This is a genomic window from Phaeobacter sp. CAU 1743, assembly GCF_039839315.1.
In the GTDB taxonomy this organism is placed as follows: Bacteria; Pseudomonadota; Alphaproteobacteria; order Rhodobacterales; family Rhodobacteraceae; genus Phycobacter; species Phycobacter gallaeciensis_A.
Genome location: NZ_JBDOQR010000063.1, coordinates 14,688 through 28,109, shown reverse-complemented (window position 1 = coordinate 28,109; position 13,422 = coordinate 14,688). Strand labels below are relative to the sequence as shown.

Here is a 13,422-nt window from a genome sequence, read left to right as displayed (position 1 = left end):
CGAAGGATTGGGAAAAATCCATCGCCAGCGCGGCAGCTTGGGTCACAATCGCACACATCCGCCGCGTCACGCGGATGCTCGCAAGACAATGAATTCACTCGAAAAGTTTTGAATCAGACTCTCAGATTTCTTCGACAAGCATGGCGACATCCGGGTCGAAGTCGAAACCGATGACGACGTTCTGGACTTGCGGACTGGTCGGCTGGACCTGGCGATCCGATATGGCCCCCAGTCCGCCGCGAATGAGGAGGCCGAGATTTTGGTCTCGGACCGCTACATCCCAGTCAGCCTGGCCGATCAACCGGAGACCGGCGCGCAGGACAGTCGGTTGCTGGGGTATCGCTGGCGCAATGCCGACATGGGAGGCCCCACCTGGGAGGAATGGTTCAAGGAAGCCGGGGAAACCTTCCCGCCCGATCGCATTACCCGTTTCAGTGATGAAAGCGCGGCGTTCAATGCGCTGGATCAGGGGCTGGGGCTGCTGTTGTCCAGCAGCGTGCTTGTCGATGAAGGTCTGAAATCCGGTCGCTACCGGCAAATCCAAGGGCCTGAGCTGCACGGGTTTGACTATTGCCTCGTGCTCAATCCGCTGTCGCGCAACAAACACGGCGTCAAGATCTTCGCCGAATGGCTCAGGCAAGCCGCCGAACCGGCATGAGGCCTAACGTCCGATGCCTGACGGCAATCTACGCATGGACACGAATGAAGGATCGCGGGAAAGTTCGCGCTTTTTCCGAAAATCGCACCTCGCCGCAGCGAGGTGTGCTTGCGTCAGAAATGGCGGTGTGAGCGAAAGGTGGGCTTGCCTGCGGCGCGTTTCAGGATATCCAAGGCATGGCGTGGAATGTTCCGCATCACAGCGCGTTGGCCCCCGCAGTGGCGGCCAATGGCTTCGTGGGCGAAAGTTTCACTTTGGCATGGTTGGCAGCGCGCTAGATAGGTATTCAAAATGCTTCTGGGCCATGCCGCGATAGGCGCGCCACCCGTCTGCCGTGTTCTGCGCAACGGCATCTGATAAAACGGCAAGGGGGCTGCCATCCGAGCGGGCCAGGATCAGGGTCTGAGCGGCCTTTTCGAAGAAATAGAGATCCTCAAAGGCCTCCGCCACCGTATCGCCGACAATGGTGACACCGTGGTTGCCCATGACCAGTACCGATTTGTCGCCAATCGCATCGGCCAGCCGCTCGCCTTCCTCGGTGGCATCAGCAATGCCACCAAAGGAAAGGTCATAGGCCGTGCGCCCGTAGAACCGCGCCGTGTTATTGTCGATCGGCACCATCGTTGGGTCCTTGAGGCAGGCCAGCGCAGTCGCATAGGGCGAATGGGCATGCAGCACGACCCGTGCCTCGGGCAGGCGGCGGTGTAGGGTGCCGTGTACACACCAAGCCGAGGCATCCGCCGTTGCGGGTGTTTCCTTGGTCCGGCTGTCCAGCAACAGCAAGTCCTCTGGCGTGATGGTGTCGAAATGCTGCCACTTGGCGTTTAGCAGAAACTGCTGCCCATCGGCCGAGACTGCTGCGCTGAAGTGATTGCCGACGCTTTCCGACCATCCCAGCATGTGACAGATCCGGAAGGCATTTGCCAGATCCGCCCGCAGGACCGTCTCGGTATCGGGGAGTGTTGCTGCGTAGGTCATGCCTTGAACCGTCCTTCGCTGACCAGCGCGCGATAGGTGGAGCGCATTTCCGACCGGTCCACGTAGCAGCCGCGCAGATACCGGTCGCCGCTGGTTGCCGTATAGGCCGCGCGGCCATGTACGATGCGGTGGTTGTCAAAGACCATGCATTCGCCGCCCTTCATCAGGAAGCGCATCATGTATTTCTCTTCCTGCAGCATCCGACCAAAGCGGCAGAAGGCGGGGTAGTAATCGTCCAGAAGCTTTTGATCGAGGTCGAAGATATCGGCCATATGCTGGCTGATGGTGAGGCCCTCGACCTCGCCGTGCTGATCCAGCTCGATCACATACTGGCGCGAGCGCGCGTCATAGGTGTCATGTTCGCAGTAAAACGGGATCGGCACCTCGGTCAGCAGCTTGAAACCCTCGGGGTCGCGCTGGCGGAAGTCATTGGCCACCGCAACGCCATCGGCATAAAGGCTGTCACCACCTTCAACCGTGTTAACGCGGCAATGCAGGAACTGGATGCCGGGGGCGAACTCCTCGGCCGGGGTGTCTGTGTGCAGCTCCAGCGCGCCAGCGGTATAGGCGGTGTTGGTCGGGTTGATGTGGGTCTTCACATCAAAATAGGTGCCAAAGAAGGTCGGGCGCACGCAGCCCATCAGCTCAGCCGTTTCGGTCAGCCCTTCATCCGAGTCCGGCATGTCAGTCAGGATGGTGAAGCCGTGTACCAGCATCGCCTCGATCCACTTGGCGCGGGTGGCGTCATCGGCCACCAGCTGTGGCTGGGAAAACCGCGGAACCGAGGGGTAATGGTCACCGAACCAGGCGACGCGCGACAGGTCGGCGGGATCGTGGCGCGTCTTGCCGCCCGCATAGGTTTCCAGCCAGGACAGGGGCAGGCGGGTGATGTGGTCTTCGTCCTGCCAGCGGATCACCAGCATGTCGCCCTCGACCTCAGCAATTTTGGCGCGCGGGGGCACGTCGAGGTGGAAGATATCGAAACTGCGTTCGCGCGTGACCGGGCTGAAGGAACTGGGGCAATTGTCGCGCAGCCAGTAGTAGTTGAAGTAGTGTGTCTTGCCGTCGGGCAGCGTAATGTCGAGGCCTTTTTCGCCAAGACCGGTTACGGCAGGGATAGCGAGGGAGGAGCTGAGATCGTTCATGGAGGAGCCGCGTTTGTTGATTTGCTTTCTGCCATGCAGCATTTCACGGGAAAGGGCCTTGACGACAGCCTGTTTCGGGTGAAGATAACTTAAGCTATGGATTAAGTTATTCGATGGAACATCTCCCACCACTGCGCCTTCTTGTGACCTTCGAAGCCCTGTCGCGGCATGGTTCGATGCGGGATGCGGCGGCGCGTCTGAACGTGACACAACCCGCAGTCAGTCAGGCGGTCAAGGCGCTGGAGGAGCACGTGGGAGTCGCGTTGTTTGACCGACGGGTGCGGCCCGCGCGCCTGACAGATGCCGGCGAGATGCTGTCGCGGGCAGTGCGTGAAGGGTTGGGGCGGATTGCGGCCACGCTGGAGGATATCCGGGCGTTGCATGCCATCGGGGAACGGCAGGTGACTGTCTCTTGCACCGTGGGAATGGCGACCTACTGGTTGATGCCAAGATTGCCAATGTTTTACGCGGATTACCCGGATATTACCGTAAACGTGCAGGCTCCGGCGAGCGACCTTCCGGTGATGACGCCCGGTATTGATGTGGCTTTGCGTTATGGCAGTGGTGGCTGGCGGGAAGGGCGCACGGAAAAGCTGTTTCCTGAAGCGATTTGCCCAGTCGGTGCGCCTGCTTTGGTAGATCGGCTGTTGGCCGAGGGATGCGCGCTTGCCCAGGCGCCGCTGATCCATGTGCGCAATCCAAGCAATGGCAACTGGGCGGGCTGGGAGGACTATTTTCAGGCTCGCGGCATCCTGCGTCCGCGCGGTGGAGGTCAGGTGTTCAATAATTACGTGCAGGCGGCGCAGGCGGTCTACGACGGGCGTGGGCTTATGCTAGGGTGGCGGTCGATCACGGGGCAGGCAGAGCGGGACGGAGCACTGAAGGCCTGGCCTGAGGGGGCATTGGATCTGGGCACAGGATATTTCGTTACGACGGCCAGCGCACCATCGCAGGACACGGGTTTTTTCCTCGAATGGGTGCGCGAGGAAGCCGCTGCGTTTTAAATCCTTTGCACCAGCAGCCAGTCGATTAGCTTGCGCACGTCTTGGTGCCTGCGCAGATCGTCCCGCTCCACCAGAACAAAATTTGTCTGCATGGGCAGGTCCAGATCAAAAGGCGCTACCAAGCGGCCCTCGTCCAGCGCGCGGCGGGCAAAACTGCGCGAGATGAGCGCGCAGCCGTGCCCCGCCGACAGGATCTGCATGGCGATCAAGGAGGAATCGGCCTTCATCCAGTGAGGCGGGCGCGGGGCATCAATGCCGCAGTGATGAAACAGGCGATCCCAATCCGTTTCCGATCCCACGACCTGAACGATATCCGCGCCGGCTAGGGTTTCCTGTTCGGGCTCCGTGCCAAAATGGGCGGCATAATCCGGGTGACACACCAGCGTGGCTCCTTCCACGGGGAGCGGGTGGACCGTCTGCTCTGGCCATTCCCCTTCGCCATAGCGGATGTCCAGATCGACCCCGGCGCCATCAATCCGGTCTGACCAGACTGCGGTGGAGAGTTCGACGTCGATCTCCGGAAACTCCAGCGCAAAATCGCGCAGCAGCGGTGCCAGGATAAGGGCTGCAAAACTGATAGAGCAGCGCACGCGGACGACCGATTTGCTTTGCACCCGAAACAGCCCATCGGTGGCCGCCTGCATTTCGACAAAGGATTTGCGGACCGGGATCGCATAGGCCAGCCCGATATCCGTCAGTTGCACGCCTTTTGGCAGGCGCTTGAACAGCTGGATGCCAAGATGATGCTCCAGCTGGCGGATCTGTTGGCTGACGGCGGCAGGCGTCAGGTGCAGCTCCTCCGCGGCCGCGCTGAAGGAACTGTGACGTGCCGCTGCCTCGAAGGATCGCAGCCAATTGACATGAGGCAGCCTGCGCATGGGAGCTCCGTTCTTTAACCGGCCCATCATGGGGTGCCGCCAAATGGGTGGCAAGCCCTCCTGCCACAACCTGATTTGGGTCAAAGCGGTCATAGACATTGTTTGCAGTTCGGGGGCGCCCGCGCGCATCTGGAGGCACGTTTCCAGCAGCCGGACCTACGCCAATGACCGAAGCCCCATCAGAGCAGGATTACGACTTTATCATCGTCGGTGCAGGCTCGGCCGGATGCGTTCTGGCCGAACGTCTGACCCGGTCCGGTCGCCATCGCGTGTTGCTGCTGGAGGCCGGCGGCAGCGACCGGAAGTTCTGGATCAAGCTGCCGGTGGGCTATGCCGTTACATTTGCAATGGCGGCATTGAACTGGGGCGATCACGCGGCGCCGGATGTGGCATTGAACGGGCGGTCCATCTACTGGCCGCGGGGACGGGTGCTCGGTGGGTCGAGTTCGATTAACGCAATGGCCTATGTCCGGGGGCTGCCGCATGACTTTGACGACTGGGCGCGCGCGGGGGCCGAGGGCTGGAACTGGACGAAGGTCCGCGACACCTATCAAGCGCTGGAGACCCACTCGGATGGCACGGGCGATGGTCCCGTCTGGGTGCAGGATCTGTCCGATCAGATGCACCCTTTCTCGGATCATTTTCTGCAGGCTGCGCAGGAAGCTGGTCTTGGCACGGCAAAAGACATGAACGCAGAGGGCGCAGAAGGGCTTAGCCATTATCGCAGTACCGTTCGCGGCGGGATGCGCTGGTCCTCCGCCGATGCCTTTCTAAGGCCAGCCCTGCGGCGCCCGAACCTGACGCTGCTTACCCGCGCCGAGGTGCAAGGGCTTGACCTGGAAGGCGCCCGCGTCGTTGGTCTGCATTATACACGCGGTGGCCAGCGATGCACTGCCCGCGCTGGTGAAGTGATCCTCAGTGCAGGCGCCATCAATTCCCCCCAGCTGTTGCAGCTGTCGGGCATCGGCCCGGCCGATCTGCTGCGGGAGCATGGGATTAAGGTACGCCACAACCTGCCGCAGGTTGGCGAAGGGCTTCAGGATCATCTTGCTATTTCGTGGCAGTTTCATGCGCGGGAGCAGACACTCAACGCGGTTCTCGGCACCCTGTCCGGGCGACTACGGGCAGGGGCGGCATATGCCCTGACGCGGCGTGGCCCGCTGTCTGTTCCGGTGAACCAGATCGGAGGCTTTGTGCGCTCTGGTGCGGATGCCCAGGCCCCGAACCTGCAACTGTTCTGCAATCCGGCGTCCTACGAGATCACCCCGAAAGGCAAGGTGGTGATGGACCGGCAGCAAGGCTACTTGCTCTCGGCGCAACCCTGTCGCCCGACCAGTCGCGGCCGTATCCGGATCCGCTCTGCCGATCCGCGCGAAAGGCCGCTGATCGAGGCGAATTCACTGGCCACGCCCGAGGATCGCGGGATGGCTGTACGTGCCAGCCGGGTGCTGCAGAGATTGGCAGACACGCCTGCGCTCAAGGCGGTGACATCCGGCTGCAAGACCAAAGGCTTTGCCGATATGGAGGATGAGGCTCTGCTCGAGGCCTTTCGGGCGCGGGCCTCAACGGTTTACCACCCGACCTGCACCTGTCGCATGGGGGAGGGACCACAGGACTCTGTCGTTGACGGGCGGCTGCGCGTGCATGGCCTGGCGGGGCTGCGGGTGGTCGATGCCTCGGCCTTTCCCAACATCACCTCGGGCAACACCAACGCGCCCACAATGATGCTCGCCGCGCGCGCAGCAGATCTGATCCTGCAAGACAGCAGTTGATCGCCCCAATCAAAACGGAGCAGCATATGCGCCTTGAGACGCTTGAAACCTTTGTCGTCGGCAACCCGCCGCCCCGCCACGGCGGGCGCTATTTCGTTTTCGTCCGGGTGACGACGGCCTGCGGCATCACCGGTGTCGGTGAAATCTACAACGCCACCTTTGGTCCGGAAGTATGCTGCGCCATGGCGCGTGATATGTTCGAGCGCCAGTTCGAAGGCGCTGATCCACAGCAGGTCGAGCTGTTGTTCCGCAAGGCCTATGGCGCGGGCTTCACCCAGCGCCCGGACGTGAGCGTCATGGGCGTGTTCTCGGGCTTGGAAATGGCCTGCTGGGATATTCTCGGCAAGGCCGCGGATAAGCCGGTTGCGGACCTTCTGGGCGGGCGCGTTCATGAGCGCCTGCGCAGCTATTCTTACATCTACCCCACTGGCGGCGACGTTTATCCGGACCCCGATCAGCCCAATGCCTACAATGACCCGGGCATCGCGGCCGAGATCGCGGTGCAGATGGCGGATCAGGGCTTTAGCGCGCTAAAATTCGATCCGGCCGGACCTTACACCGTCTTTGACGGCCACCAGCCCCGGCTTGAGGATATCAGCCGCTCGGTCGCCTTTTGCCGGGAAATCCGCGCGGCGGTGGGGGACCGTGTCGATCTTCTCTTTGGGACGCATGGACAATTCACCGTGTCCGGCGCGCGGCGGATGGCGCGGGCGCTGGAACCCTTTGATCCCCTGTGGTTCGAGGAACCGGTGCCCCCCGAAAGCCCGGAGGCCATGGCCGAGGTCGCCCGGTTTACCTCCATCCCTGTCGCCGCGGGGGAGCGTCTTTGTACCAAGTATGAGTTCGCCCGGGTGCTTGAGACGGGTGCGGCCTCTATCCTGCAGATGAACCTTGGTCGTGTCGGGGGGCTGCTTGAAGCCAAGAAAATCGCTGCCATGGCTGAGGTCAAACAGGCGCAGATCGCACCACATCTTTATTGCGGACCGATCGTGGCGGCGGCCAATATTCAGATCGCGGCGGCTTCGCCCAATTTCCTGATCCTAGAAAGCATTGGCCGTTTCGATGGCCCCTACATGTCCTGCGTAAAGGGCGGTATCGAATGGGAGGATGGCTATGTCCTCCCTTCGCGGGCGCCCGGACTGGGGCTGGAGCTTGACGATGCCGCAATCGCTGCGTTGCCCTACGAGGGGCGCGAACTTCACCTGACACTCGACACCGCACATGTGACACCCTGAAAGGCAGAGAGACCATGATTGTTCTGAACGAATTCTATATCGGCGGCGACTGGCAGGCGCCTGACAGCAGCCAGACCATGCCCATCCTGACCCCGTCGACGGGCGCGCAGGTGGGGCAGGTGACCCTTGGCAACGCGCAGGATGTGGATCGCGCGGTAGCGGCGGCGCAGGATGCCTTTGTCAGTTATTCCATGACGACGAAGGATACGCGGCTGGCCCTTTTGCACCGACTGGCAGAGGTGATGCAGGCCCGCATGGAAGACCTTGCACAGGCGATCACTACTGAAATGGGTGCGCCGATCACCATGTCGCGCGAGGTGCAGGCCGCTTCGGGGTTTGGCCATCTTGAGGCGTTCATCGCCACGCTTGAGGCGCATCAGGAAGAAGAAGCCCTGACCAACGGTGATATCGTCAGCCACGAACCGATTGGCGTTTGTGGATTGATCACCCCGTGGAACTGGCCGATCAACCAGATCGCGCTAAAGGTCATCCCGGCGCTGGCGGCGGGCTGTACCTGCGTTCTGAAACCCTCGGAGCATACGCCTCTATCGGCGCAACTCTTTGCTGAGATGATCCACGAGGCAGGCTTCCCGCCTGGGGTATTCAACCTCGTGTTCGGTGACGGCCCGTCGGTTGGCGCTGCCCTGTCCCGGCACAAGGACGTGGCGATGATGTCCTTTACCGGATCCACCCGCGCAGGCAGTGCGGTTTCGCGTGATGCGGCGGAGACGGTCAAGCGGGTGGCGCTGGAGCTGGGCGGCAAATCTCCCAATGTGATCTTCGCCGATGCCGATCTGGAGACGCGCGTGACCGAAGGTGTGCGGGAGTGTTTCGACAACACCGGTCAGTCCTGCAACGCACCCACCCGGATGCTGGTTGAGCGCAGCGTCTATGATCGCGCCCTCGACATCGCCCGCAGCGCCGCCGCGGCCCAGGCAGTCGGCGATCCGCATCAAGAAGGCGATCACATCGGCCCGCTGTTTGATCAACTGCAATATGACCGCGTGCAACGGATGATCCAGATCGGCATGGACGAAGGCACACCCTTGCTGTTTGGCGGCCTGGGACGCCCCGAAGAACTGCCAGCGGAACTGGCACAGGGCTGGTTCGCCCGGCCAACGATCTTTTTCGATGTCACCCCGGAGATGACACTCTGGCGCGAGGAGATCTTTGGCCCGGTTCTGGTGATGACGCCCTTTGACACCGAAGCAGAGGCCATCGCGCTGGCCAATGATACCGATTATGGGCTGGACGCCTATATTTCCACCGGGGACGAGGCGCGGGCCCTGCGGATGGCGCGGGCCCTGCGTGCAGGCGGTATTCACATCAACGGGCGGGCCACGGATTACGGTTCGCCGTTTGGCGGGTTCAAACAATCGGGCAATGGCCGCGAGGGCGGGCGGTTTGGACTTGAGGACTTTCTGGAAGTGAAGGTCAGGCCGCCCTTTTCTGCCTGAGCAGCGCGTCAATGACACCAAAGACACGGGATGCGAAAGGATATCGCGCCCCGTTTTTCATAAGGTCCGGCCTTACTGGTCCAATAGCTTTGCCAGCGGCGCCGAAAGGCCGGTGGGAATGACTTCGTACCCCGGTTCTTCCGGCTCGTCGTCGGTCATCTCGGCGGGGAAGCCGGGCGCGGTGATCGACAGGCCGGTGGCCTCTTCCAGCCTGCGGATGATGTTGGGCGAGAGTTCCCGTTCACCGAACCGCGCGATCCCGTCGTTCAGAATTCCAACCATCAGGGGGCTGATCTCCAGTGGAACGTCATGGGCCTCCGCGATGCTCTGGAACAGACCGATGTCCTTCTTCACCAGATCCATTGTGAAGGAAATGTCGCGCGATCCGTTCAGGATGACCTGGCTTTCGGTCTCATGCACGAAGGAGGTGCCGGAGGAAATCTTCATCGCCTCGTAGGTGGTGTTCATGTCCATACCGGCGGCTTTCATCGTTACCAGCGCCTCGCAGCAGGTCAGCAGATTGGCCGTCGCAAGGTAGTTGGTCATCACCTTGAGGATCGAGGCACTGCCGATATCGCCGGTGTGCAGAACCCGTCGGCCCAGGGTGGTCAGCGTTGGCAACATCCTTTCAAAGGTGCCCCGGTCACAGCCGGCGAAGATCGAGATATTGCCGGTGTCAGCCCGGTGACAACCGCCGGAGACCGGGCATTCCATGGTGGCGCCGCCGCGCTCGGCGACCAGCGCCGCCAGTCGTTTCACCTCGCCTGCATCGGTGGTCGACATTTCCATCCAGATCTTGGAGCTGTCGACGGCTGGCAGCATTTCCTCGACGACTGCCGCAGAGGCGGCCGGGGAGGGCAGGCAGGTGATGACAGCGTCACAGTCCTGCATCAGCGCCAGAGGGCCACTTGTGGGCTTGGCACCGCGCGCGACGAATTCGGCCACAAGGTCGGGGTTGAGGTCATGCACCGTGACATCGAAACCGTTGCGCAGCAGGCTGCCCGCGAGCTTGCCTCCTACATTGCCGAGGCCAACAAAGCCGATCTTCATAGCGGGTGTTCCTTTATCCGAGTGCTATCGTGACAATCCTGACCGGCGATTGCACAGCGGTAAAGCAACCGCTCTTGGCCCAAAGGGGTGGTTCGGATTGCAGCACATAGTTTCGCGGATCGCTGGGCGGCGACCCCTGGTTCCAGGCGGGACAAGGCGCTGGGCAGGTGGGTAGGTTTGGTGTTTCAAGGCTCATCTCTTGCTCTCTCCAGCGCCCTCGTATTTCTCTGCCGCCCGGTCTTGACCAAGATCAACGCCTTTCGGCGACACCCCTGAGAGACTGACGTCAATGCGGTCATAGGGGAGCGAGATCATGCTGGAAGACACTGTGAATGTTCGCCACCATATCGTCGGAGGCGGTATCGCCGGACTGTCGGCAGCTGTGTTTCTGTGCCGGGATGCGGGTGTCAGGGGCGAGGAAATCCAGATCTATGAGCAACTGAATGTCTGTGGTGGGTCGCTCGACGGTTCCGGAGACGCCGAGACCGGCTATCTGGTACGAGGCGGTCGCATGTTCGAGGAACACTTTGCATGCACCTTTGATCTGCTCGACAGCATTCCATTGCCGAACGATCCGTCGATCTCGGCACGGGAAGATATCTTTGCCTTCAATCGCATGGTGCCGGGATCGTCCAATTGCCGTCTTGTCCGGAACGGAAAACCGGCGGGGGACCGCTATGATCTCACGCTTGGCGCGCAGGATATCGTTGGTCTTAACCGCCTGCTTCTACACGCGGAGGGTGGGCTGGGGGCGAAGCGGATCGACGACTGGTTCCAGCCTGCATTCTTCGGCAGTAATTTCTGGCTGATGTGGGCCACGATGTTTTCATTTCAGCCTTGGCACTCGCTGATCGAAATGCAGCGATACCTGCGCCGTTTCATTCATCTGTTCCCCGGGTTCACACGCGTTTCCGGCGTATTGCGTACCCGATATAATCAGTATGATTCTATCGTTGTTCCGATCCTAGCGTGGCTGCAGGCTCGCGGCGTCCGGTTCGAAACCAGCAAACAGGTCACCGATGTGCTGATCGAAGGAACGCGGCAGGATCGCTGCGTGACCGCGCTCCTCCTTGGTAGGGGAGAACAGGTGAAGATCGGTCCGCAGGATCACGTGTACCTTACGCTCGGCTCGATGACCGATGGGGCGTCTCTTGGGAGCAGGGAAAGCCCGCCCGCACTGGGCAAGACGGCCGAGGGCGGCTGGAGCCTGTGGAAGACATTGGCGTCCCGATACGACGGTTTGGGCAGGCCCGAGGTTTTCTGTAGTGATATTGGCAAAACTAGCTGGAATTCGTTCACGATCACCCTCTATGACCCTAGTTTTTTCGAGTTCATGGAGGACTTTACCAACAACCGCACCGGAACCGGCGGCTTGATCACATTCGCCGATTCAGGCTGGACGCTGTCCATGGTACTGTTTCACCAGCCGCATTTTCAGGGGCAGCAGCAAGGCGCGTATGTGTTCTGGGGCTACGCTTTGCGGGGGGATCTGCCTGGAGACTATGTGAAAAAAACGATGTGGGAGGCGAGCGGTTTTGAAATCATTGAAGAGCTCTGCGGACACCTACAGCTGAATGAGGATCAGAGAAAATGGTTCGACACCGCCAAAATCGTTCCGTGCCGCATGCCCTATATCACCAGTCAGTTCATGCCGCGGAAACCGGGTGACCGCCCCGACGTCCGTCCTCCCGGAGCAGGCAACTTTGCTGTCATCGGTCAATACTGCGAACTCCCACGGGATTGCGTCTTTACTGTAGAGTATTCCGTGCGTTCTGCCCGAACCGCAGTCGCAAGCCTGACTGGCCGTACAGATCCGCCCCCGCCTGTTGCCCGGACCGATCTGGACCCAAGGATCCTGATCCGCGCGTCGCGCGTTCTTCTTGGCATTTGACCCAACCCGATGTTCACCTGTTGGTTTTTCTAAAGGCGAAACCAAAATGCGAAGGCGACCGGGGCCGTCACTCCGCTTGGGTGATGTCCGGATGAACGAAAGAGCAACCGCGCCGGTTGTGCTTGTCACGGCGAAGGTGAGGTCACCTGCCTTCGCTCCTATACCACAGTAACGTCGACAGTCCGCCTCAAACGCCCTCTGTAAATTCGGCCATAAACGACAAGCTACCGAGGTTTTGTTCTGTGGCGCTGCCCTGCTGAGTTGCCGTTCGCTGCAGGTGTGAGGCAGCACGGTGTTCCGGCGTTTGGGCAGCGAAGTCGCTACTTTCCGTTGAGCAATGCGGTCTGGTTTATCGAGATCGTTCCTGGCGTCAGATAACTGGGCAATTCTGGTGGCAGTAATACCGAAAGGGTTTGCAACCTTTTGCAGGTACGTTCCCGTGCTTCCAGAAGATGAAATTCCAGTAAGGAGGCCGCGGCGGCTGTATCATTGCGCGCCAGAGCTTCAAGAACCGCGATGTGTTCTGAAATGAGACGGCTGGTCCCCGGCGACCGACCAAGAAGCAGGCGGAACATTTCATTGATTGCTAGGACCAGACGCGATTTTTGAAGGGTTTTGAGCAAGTGGTCGTTGTGGCAGCCAGACAACGCCTGCACATGCAAGGCGTTTTCCATTTCGGAAATGTCATTCGCGTCCAGATCCCCGTCTTGGCGGTCCAGCTCCCGTGCCCGCGCCAAGGCCCGTTCAATGTGGCATTTTTCGATATGGGGCGCCGCCTCTGCCAGCGCCACAGGCTCCAGCAGGATGCGCAACTGATAGTGATTGCGCACGTCAAGAGCCGTCAAAAGCGGCAACACCCATTTTGAACGCTCATTTTTCTCGACGATGCCGGAACTGCGGAGCTGTGAAAGCATATCACGCACGACCGACCGGCTGACGGAAAAGCGCTCGGTCAGCTTGCTCTCATTGATCTGCAGAGGGCCGAAGGGAAGTGCGCGGATCAGCTCTTCGCGCAGTACCGGCAGGATCTGATCGGGGTTGGACAGCGCTCTTGGCACGCTGCGGCTTGCTGTTGAATCGAACAGAGCCTGTTCAATCGAATCCCGACGGGGCGGGACCGAAGAATCAGTCCCGACCAGAAAGCCCCGGCCTTCGAAGCGGGTGATCATTTTTGCAGAATGAAGCTCGGCAAGCGCCTTTCTGATCGTGGTTCTGCTGGTGCCGAAATGCCGGGCCAATGGCTCTTCGGTCAGAACCTGCCCCGTCTCCAGTCGTCCAGAATCGATGGCGTCTCTGATCGCTTGGGAAATTGATATGTATCTGGGAATTATGGACAAATTTCAAACTTCGCTTT

General features: G+C 60.6%; 11 protein-coding genes and 1 pseudogene. 7 read left to right on the top strand and 5 right to left on the bottom strand.

Annotation, left to right across the window (positions count from 1 at the left end):
• Together AAFO90_RS19610 and AAFO90_RS19605 are read left to right on the top strand one after the other, a co-directional pair.
• Window positions 1-92: pseudogene (locus AAFO90_RS19610) on the top strand (IS5/IS1182 family transposase); the annotation flags it as partial.
• A 20-nt stretch (window positions 93-112) separates the two neighbouring features.
• Window positions 113-658 carry a LysR substrate-binding domain-containing protein gene (locus tag AAFO90_RS19605; protein ID WP_347510459.1) on the top strand — a complete coding sequence of 182 codons (546 nt, stop codon included), beginning with the start codon at window positions 113-115 and terminating at the stop codon, window positions 656-658.
• A 249-nt stretch (window positions 659-907) separates the two neighbouring features.
• On the opposite strand, the gene AAFO90_RS19600 is transcribed toward AAFO90_RS19605, so the two are convergent.
• Together AAFO90_RS19600 and AAFO90_RS19595 are read right to left on the bottom strand one after the other, a co-directional pair.
• Entirely contained in the window at window positions 908-1,636 is a 729-nt protein-coding gene (locus AAFO90_RS19600) for a class II aldolase/adducin family protein (protein ID WP_347510458.1), read from the bottom strand.
• Complete coding sequence (locus tag AAFO90_RS19595) at window positions 1,633-2,781, bottom strand: TauD/TfdA family dioxygenase (protein WP_347510457.1); 1,149 nt, start codon at window positions 2,779-2,781, stop codon at window positions 1,633-1,635. The genes AAFO90_RS19600 and AAFO90_RS19595 overlap by 4 nt, the downstream gene beginning before the upstream one ends.
• A 113-nt stretch (window positions 2,782-2,894) precedes the next feature.
• Here AAFO90_RS19595 and AAFO90_RS19590 point away from each other — a divergent pair, with 113 nt between their 5' ends.
• Window positions 2,895-3,785, top strand: coding sequence for a LysR family transcriptional regulator (locus AAFO90_RS19590; RefSeq protein ID WP_347510456.1), 891 nt, complete (start codon window positions 2,895-2,897; stop codon window positions 3,783-3,785).
• On the opposite strand, the gene AAFO90_RS19585 is transcribed toward AAFO90_RS19590, so the two are convergent.
• Window positions 3,782-4,663 (bottom strand): LysR substrate-binding domain-containing protein, encoded by an 882-nt coding sequence (locus AAFO90_RS19585; protein ID WP_347510455.1) that lies wholly within the window; start codon window positions 4,661-4,663, stop codon window positions 3,782-3,784. The genes AAFO90_RS19590 and AAFO90_RS19585 overlap by 4 nt on opposite strands.
• A gap of 164 nt (window positions 4,664-4,827) precedes the next feature.
• On the opposite strand from AAFO90_RS19585, the gene AAFO90_RS19580 reads away from it, so the two are divergent.
• From AAFO90_RS19580 to AAFO90_RS19570, 3 genes are read left to right on the top strand one after another with little or no spacing between them, the layout of a single operon-like run.
• The gene (locus AAFO90_RS19580; protein WP_347510454.1) at window positions 4,828-6,435 is read left to right on the top strand and encodes a GMC family oxidoreductase N-terminal domain-containing protein; all 1,608 of its coding nucleotides are present in this window, start codon (window positions 4,828-4,830) and stop codon (window positions 6,433-6,435) included.
• Between the two features lie 26 nt (window positions 6,436-6,461).
• Complete coding sequence (locus AAFO90_RS19575; protein WP_347510453.1) at window positions 6,462-7,670, top strand: mandelate racemase/muconate lactonizing enzyme family protein; 1,209 nt, start codon at window positions 6,462-6,464, stop codon at window positions 7,668-7,670.
• A 14-nt stretch (window positions 7,671-7,684) separates the two neighbouring features.
• Window positions 7,685-9,127, top strand: coding sequence for an aldehyde dehydrogenase family protein (locus AAFO90_RS19570; RefSeq protein WP_347510452.1), 1,443 nt, complete (start codon window positions 7,685-7,687; stop codon window positions 9,125-9,127).
• Between the two features lie 72 nt (window positions 9,128-9,199).
• Here AAFO90_RS19570 and AAFO90_RS19565 read toward each other — a convergent pair whose 3' ends face one another.
• Window positions 9,200-10,177, bottom strand: coding sequence for an NAD(P)-dependent oxidoreductase (locus tag AAFO90_RS19565; RefSeq protein ID WP_347510451.1), 978 nt, complete (start codon window positions 10,175-10,177; stop codon window positions 9,200-9,202).
• 313 nt (window positions 10,178-10,490) lie between these two features.
• Here AAFO90_RS19565 and AAFO90_RS19560 point away from each other — a divergent pair, with 313 nt between their 5' ends.
• Window positions 10,491-12,068 carry an oleate hydratase gene (locus AAFO90_RS19560; protein ID WP_347510450.1) on the top strand — a complete coding sequence of 526 codons (1,578 nt, stop codon included), beginning with the start codon at window positions 10,491-10,493 and terminating at the stop codon, window positions 12,066-12,068.
• 320 nt (window positions 12,069-12,388) lie between these two features.
• On the opposite strand, the gene AAFO90_RS19555 is transcribed toward AAFO90_RS19560, so the two are convergent.
• Entirely contained in the window at window positions 12,389-13,405 is a 1,017-nt protein-coding gene (locus tag AAFO90_RS19555) for a GntR family transcriptional regulator (RefSeq protein WP_347510449.1), read from the bottom strand.
• Window positions 13,406-13,422: the final 17 nt, after the last annotated feature.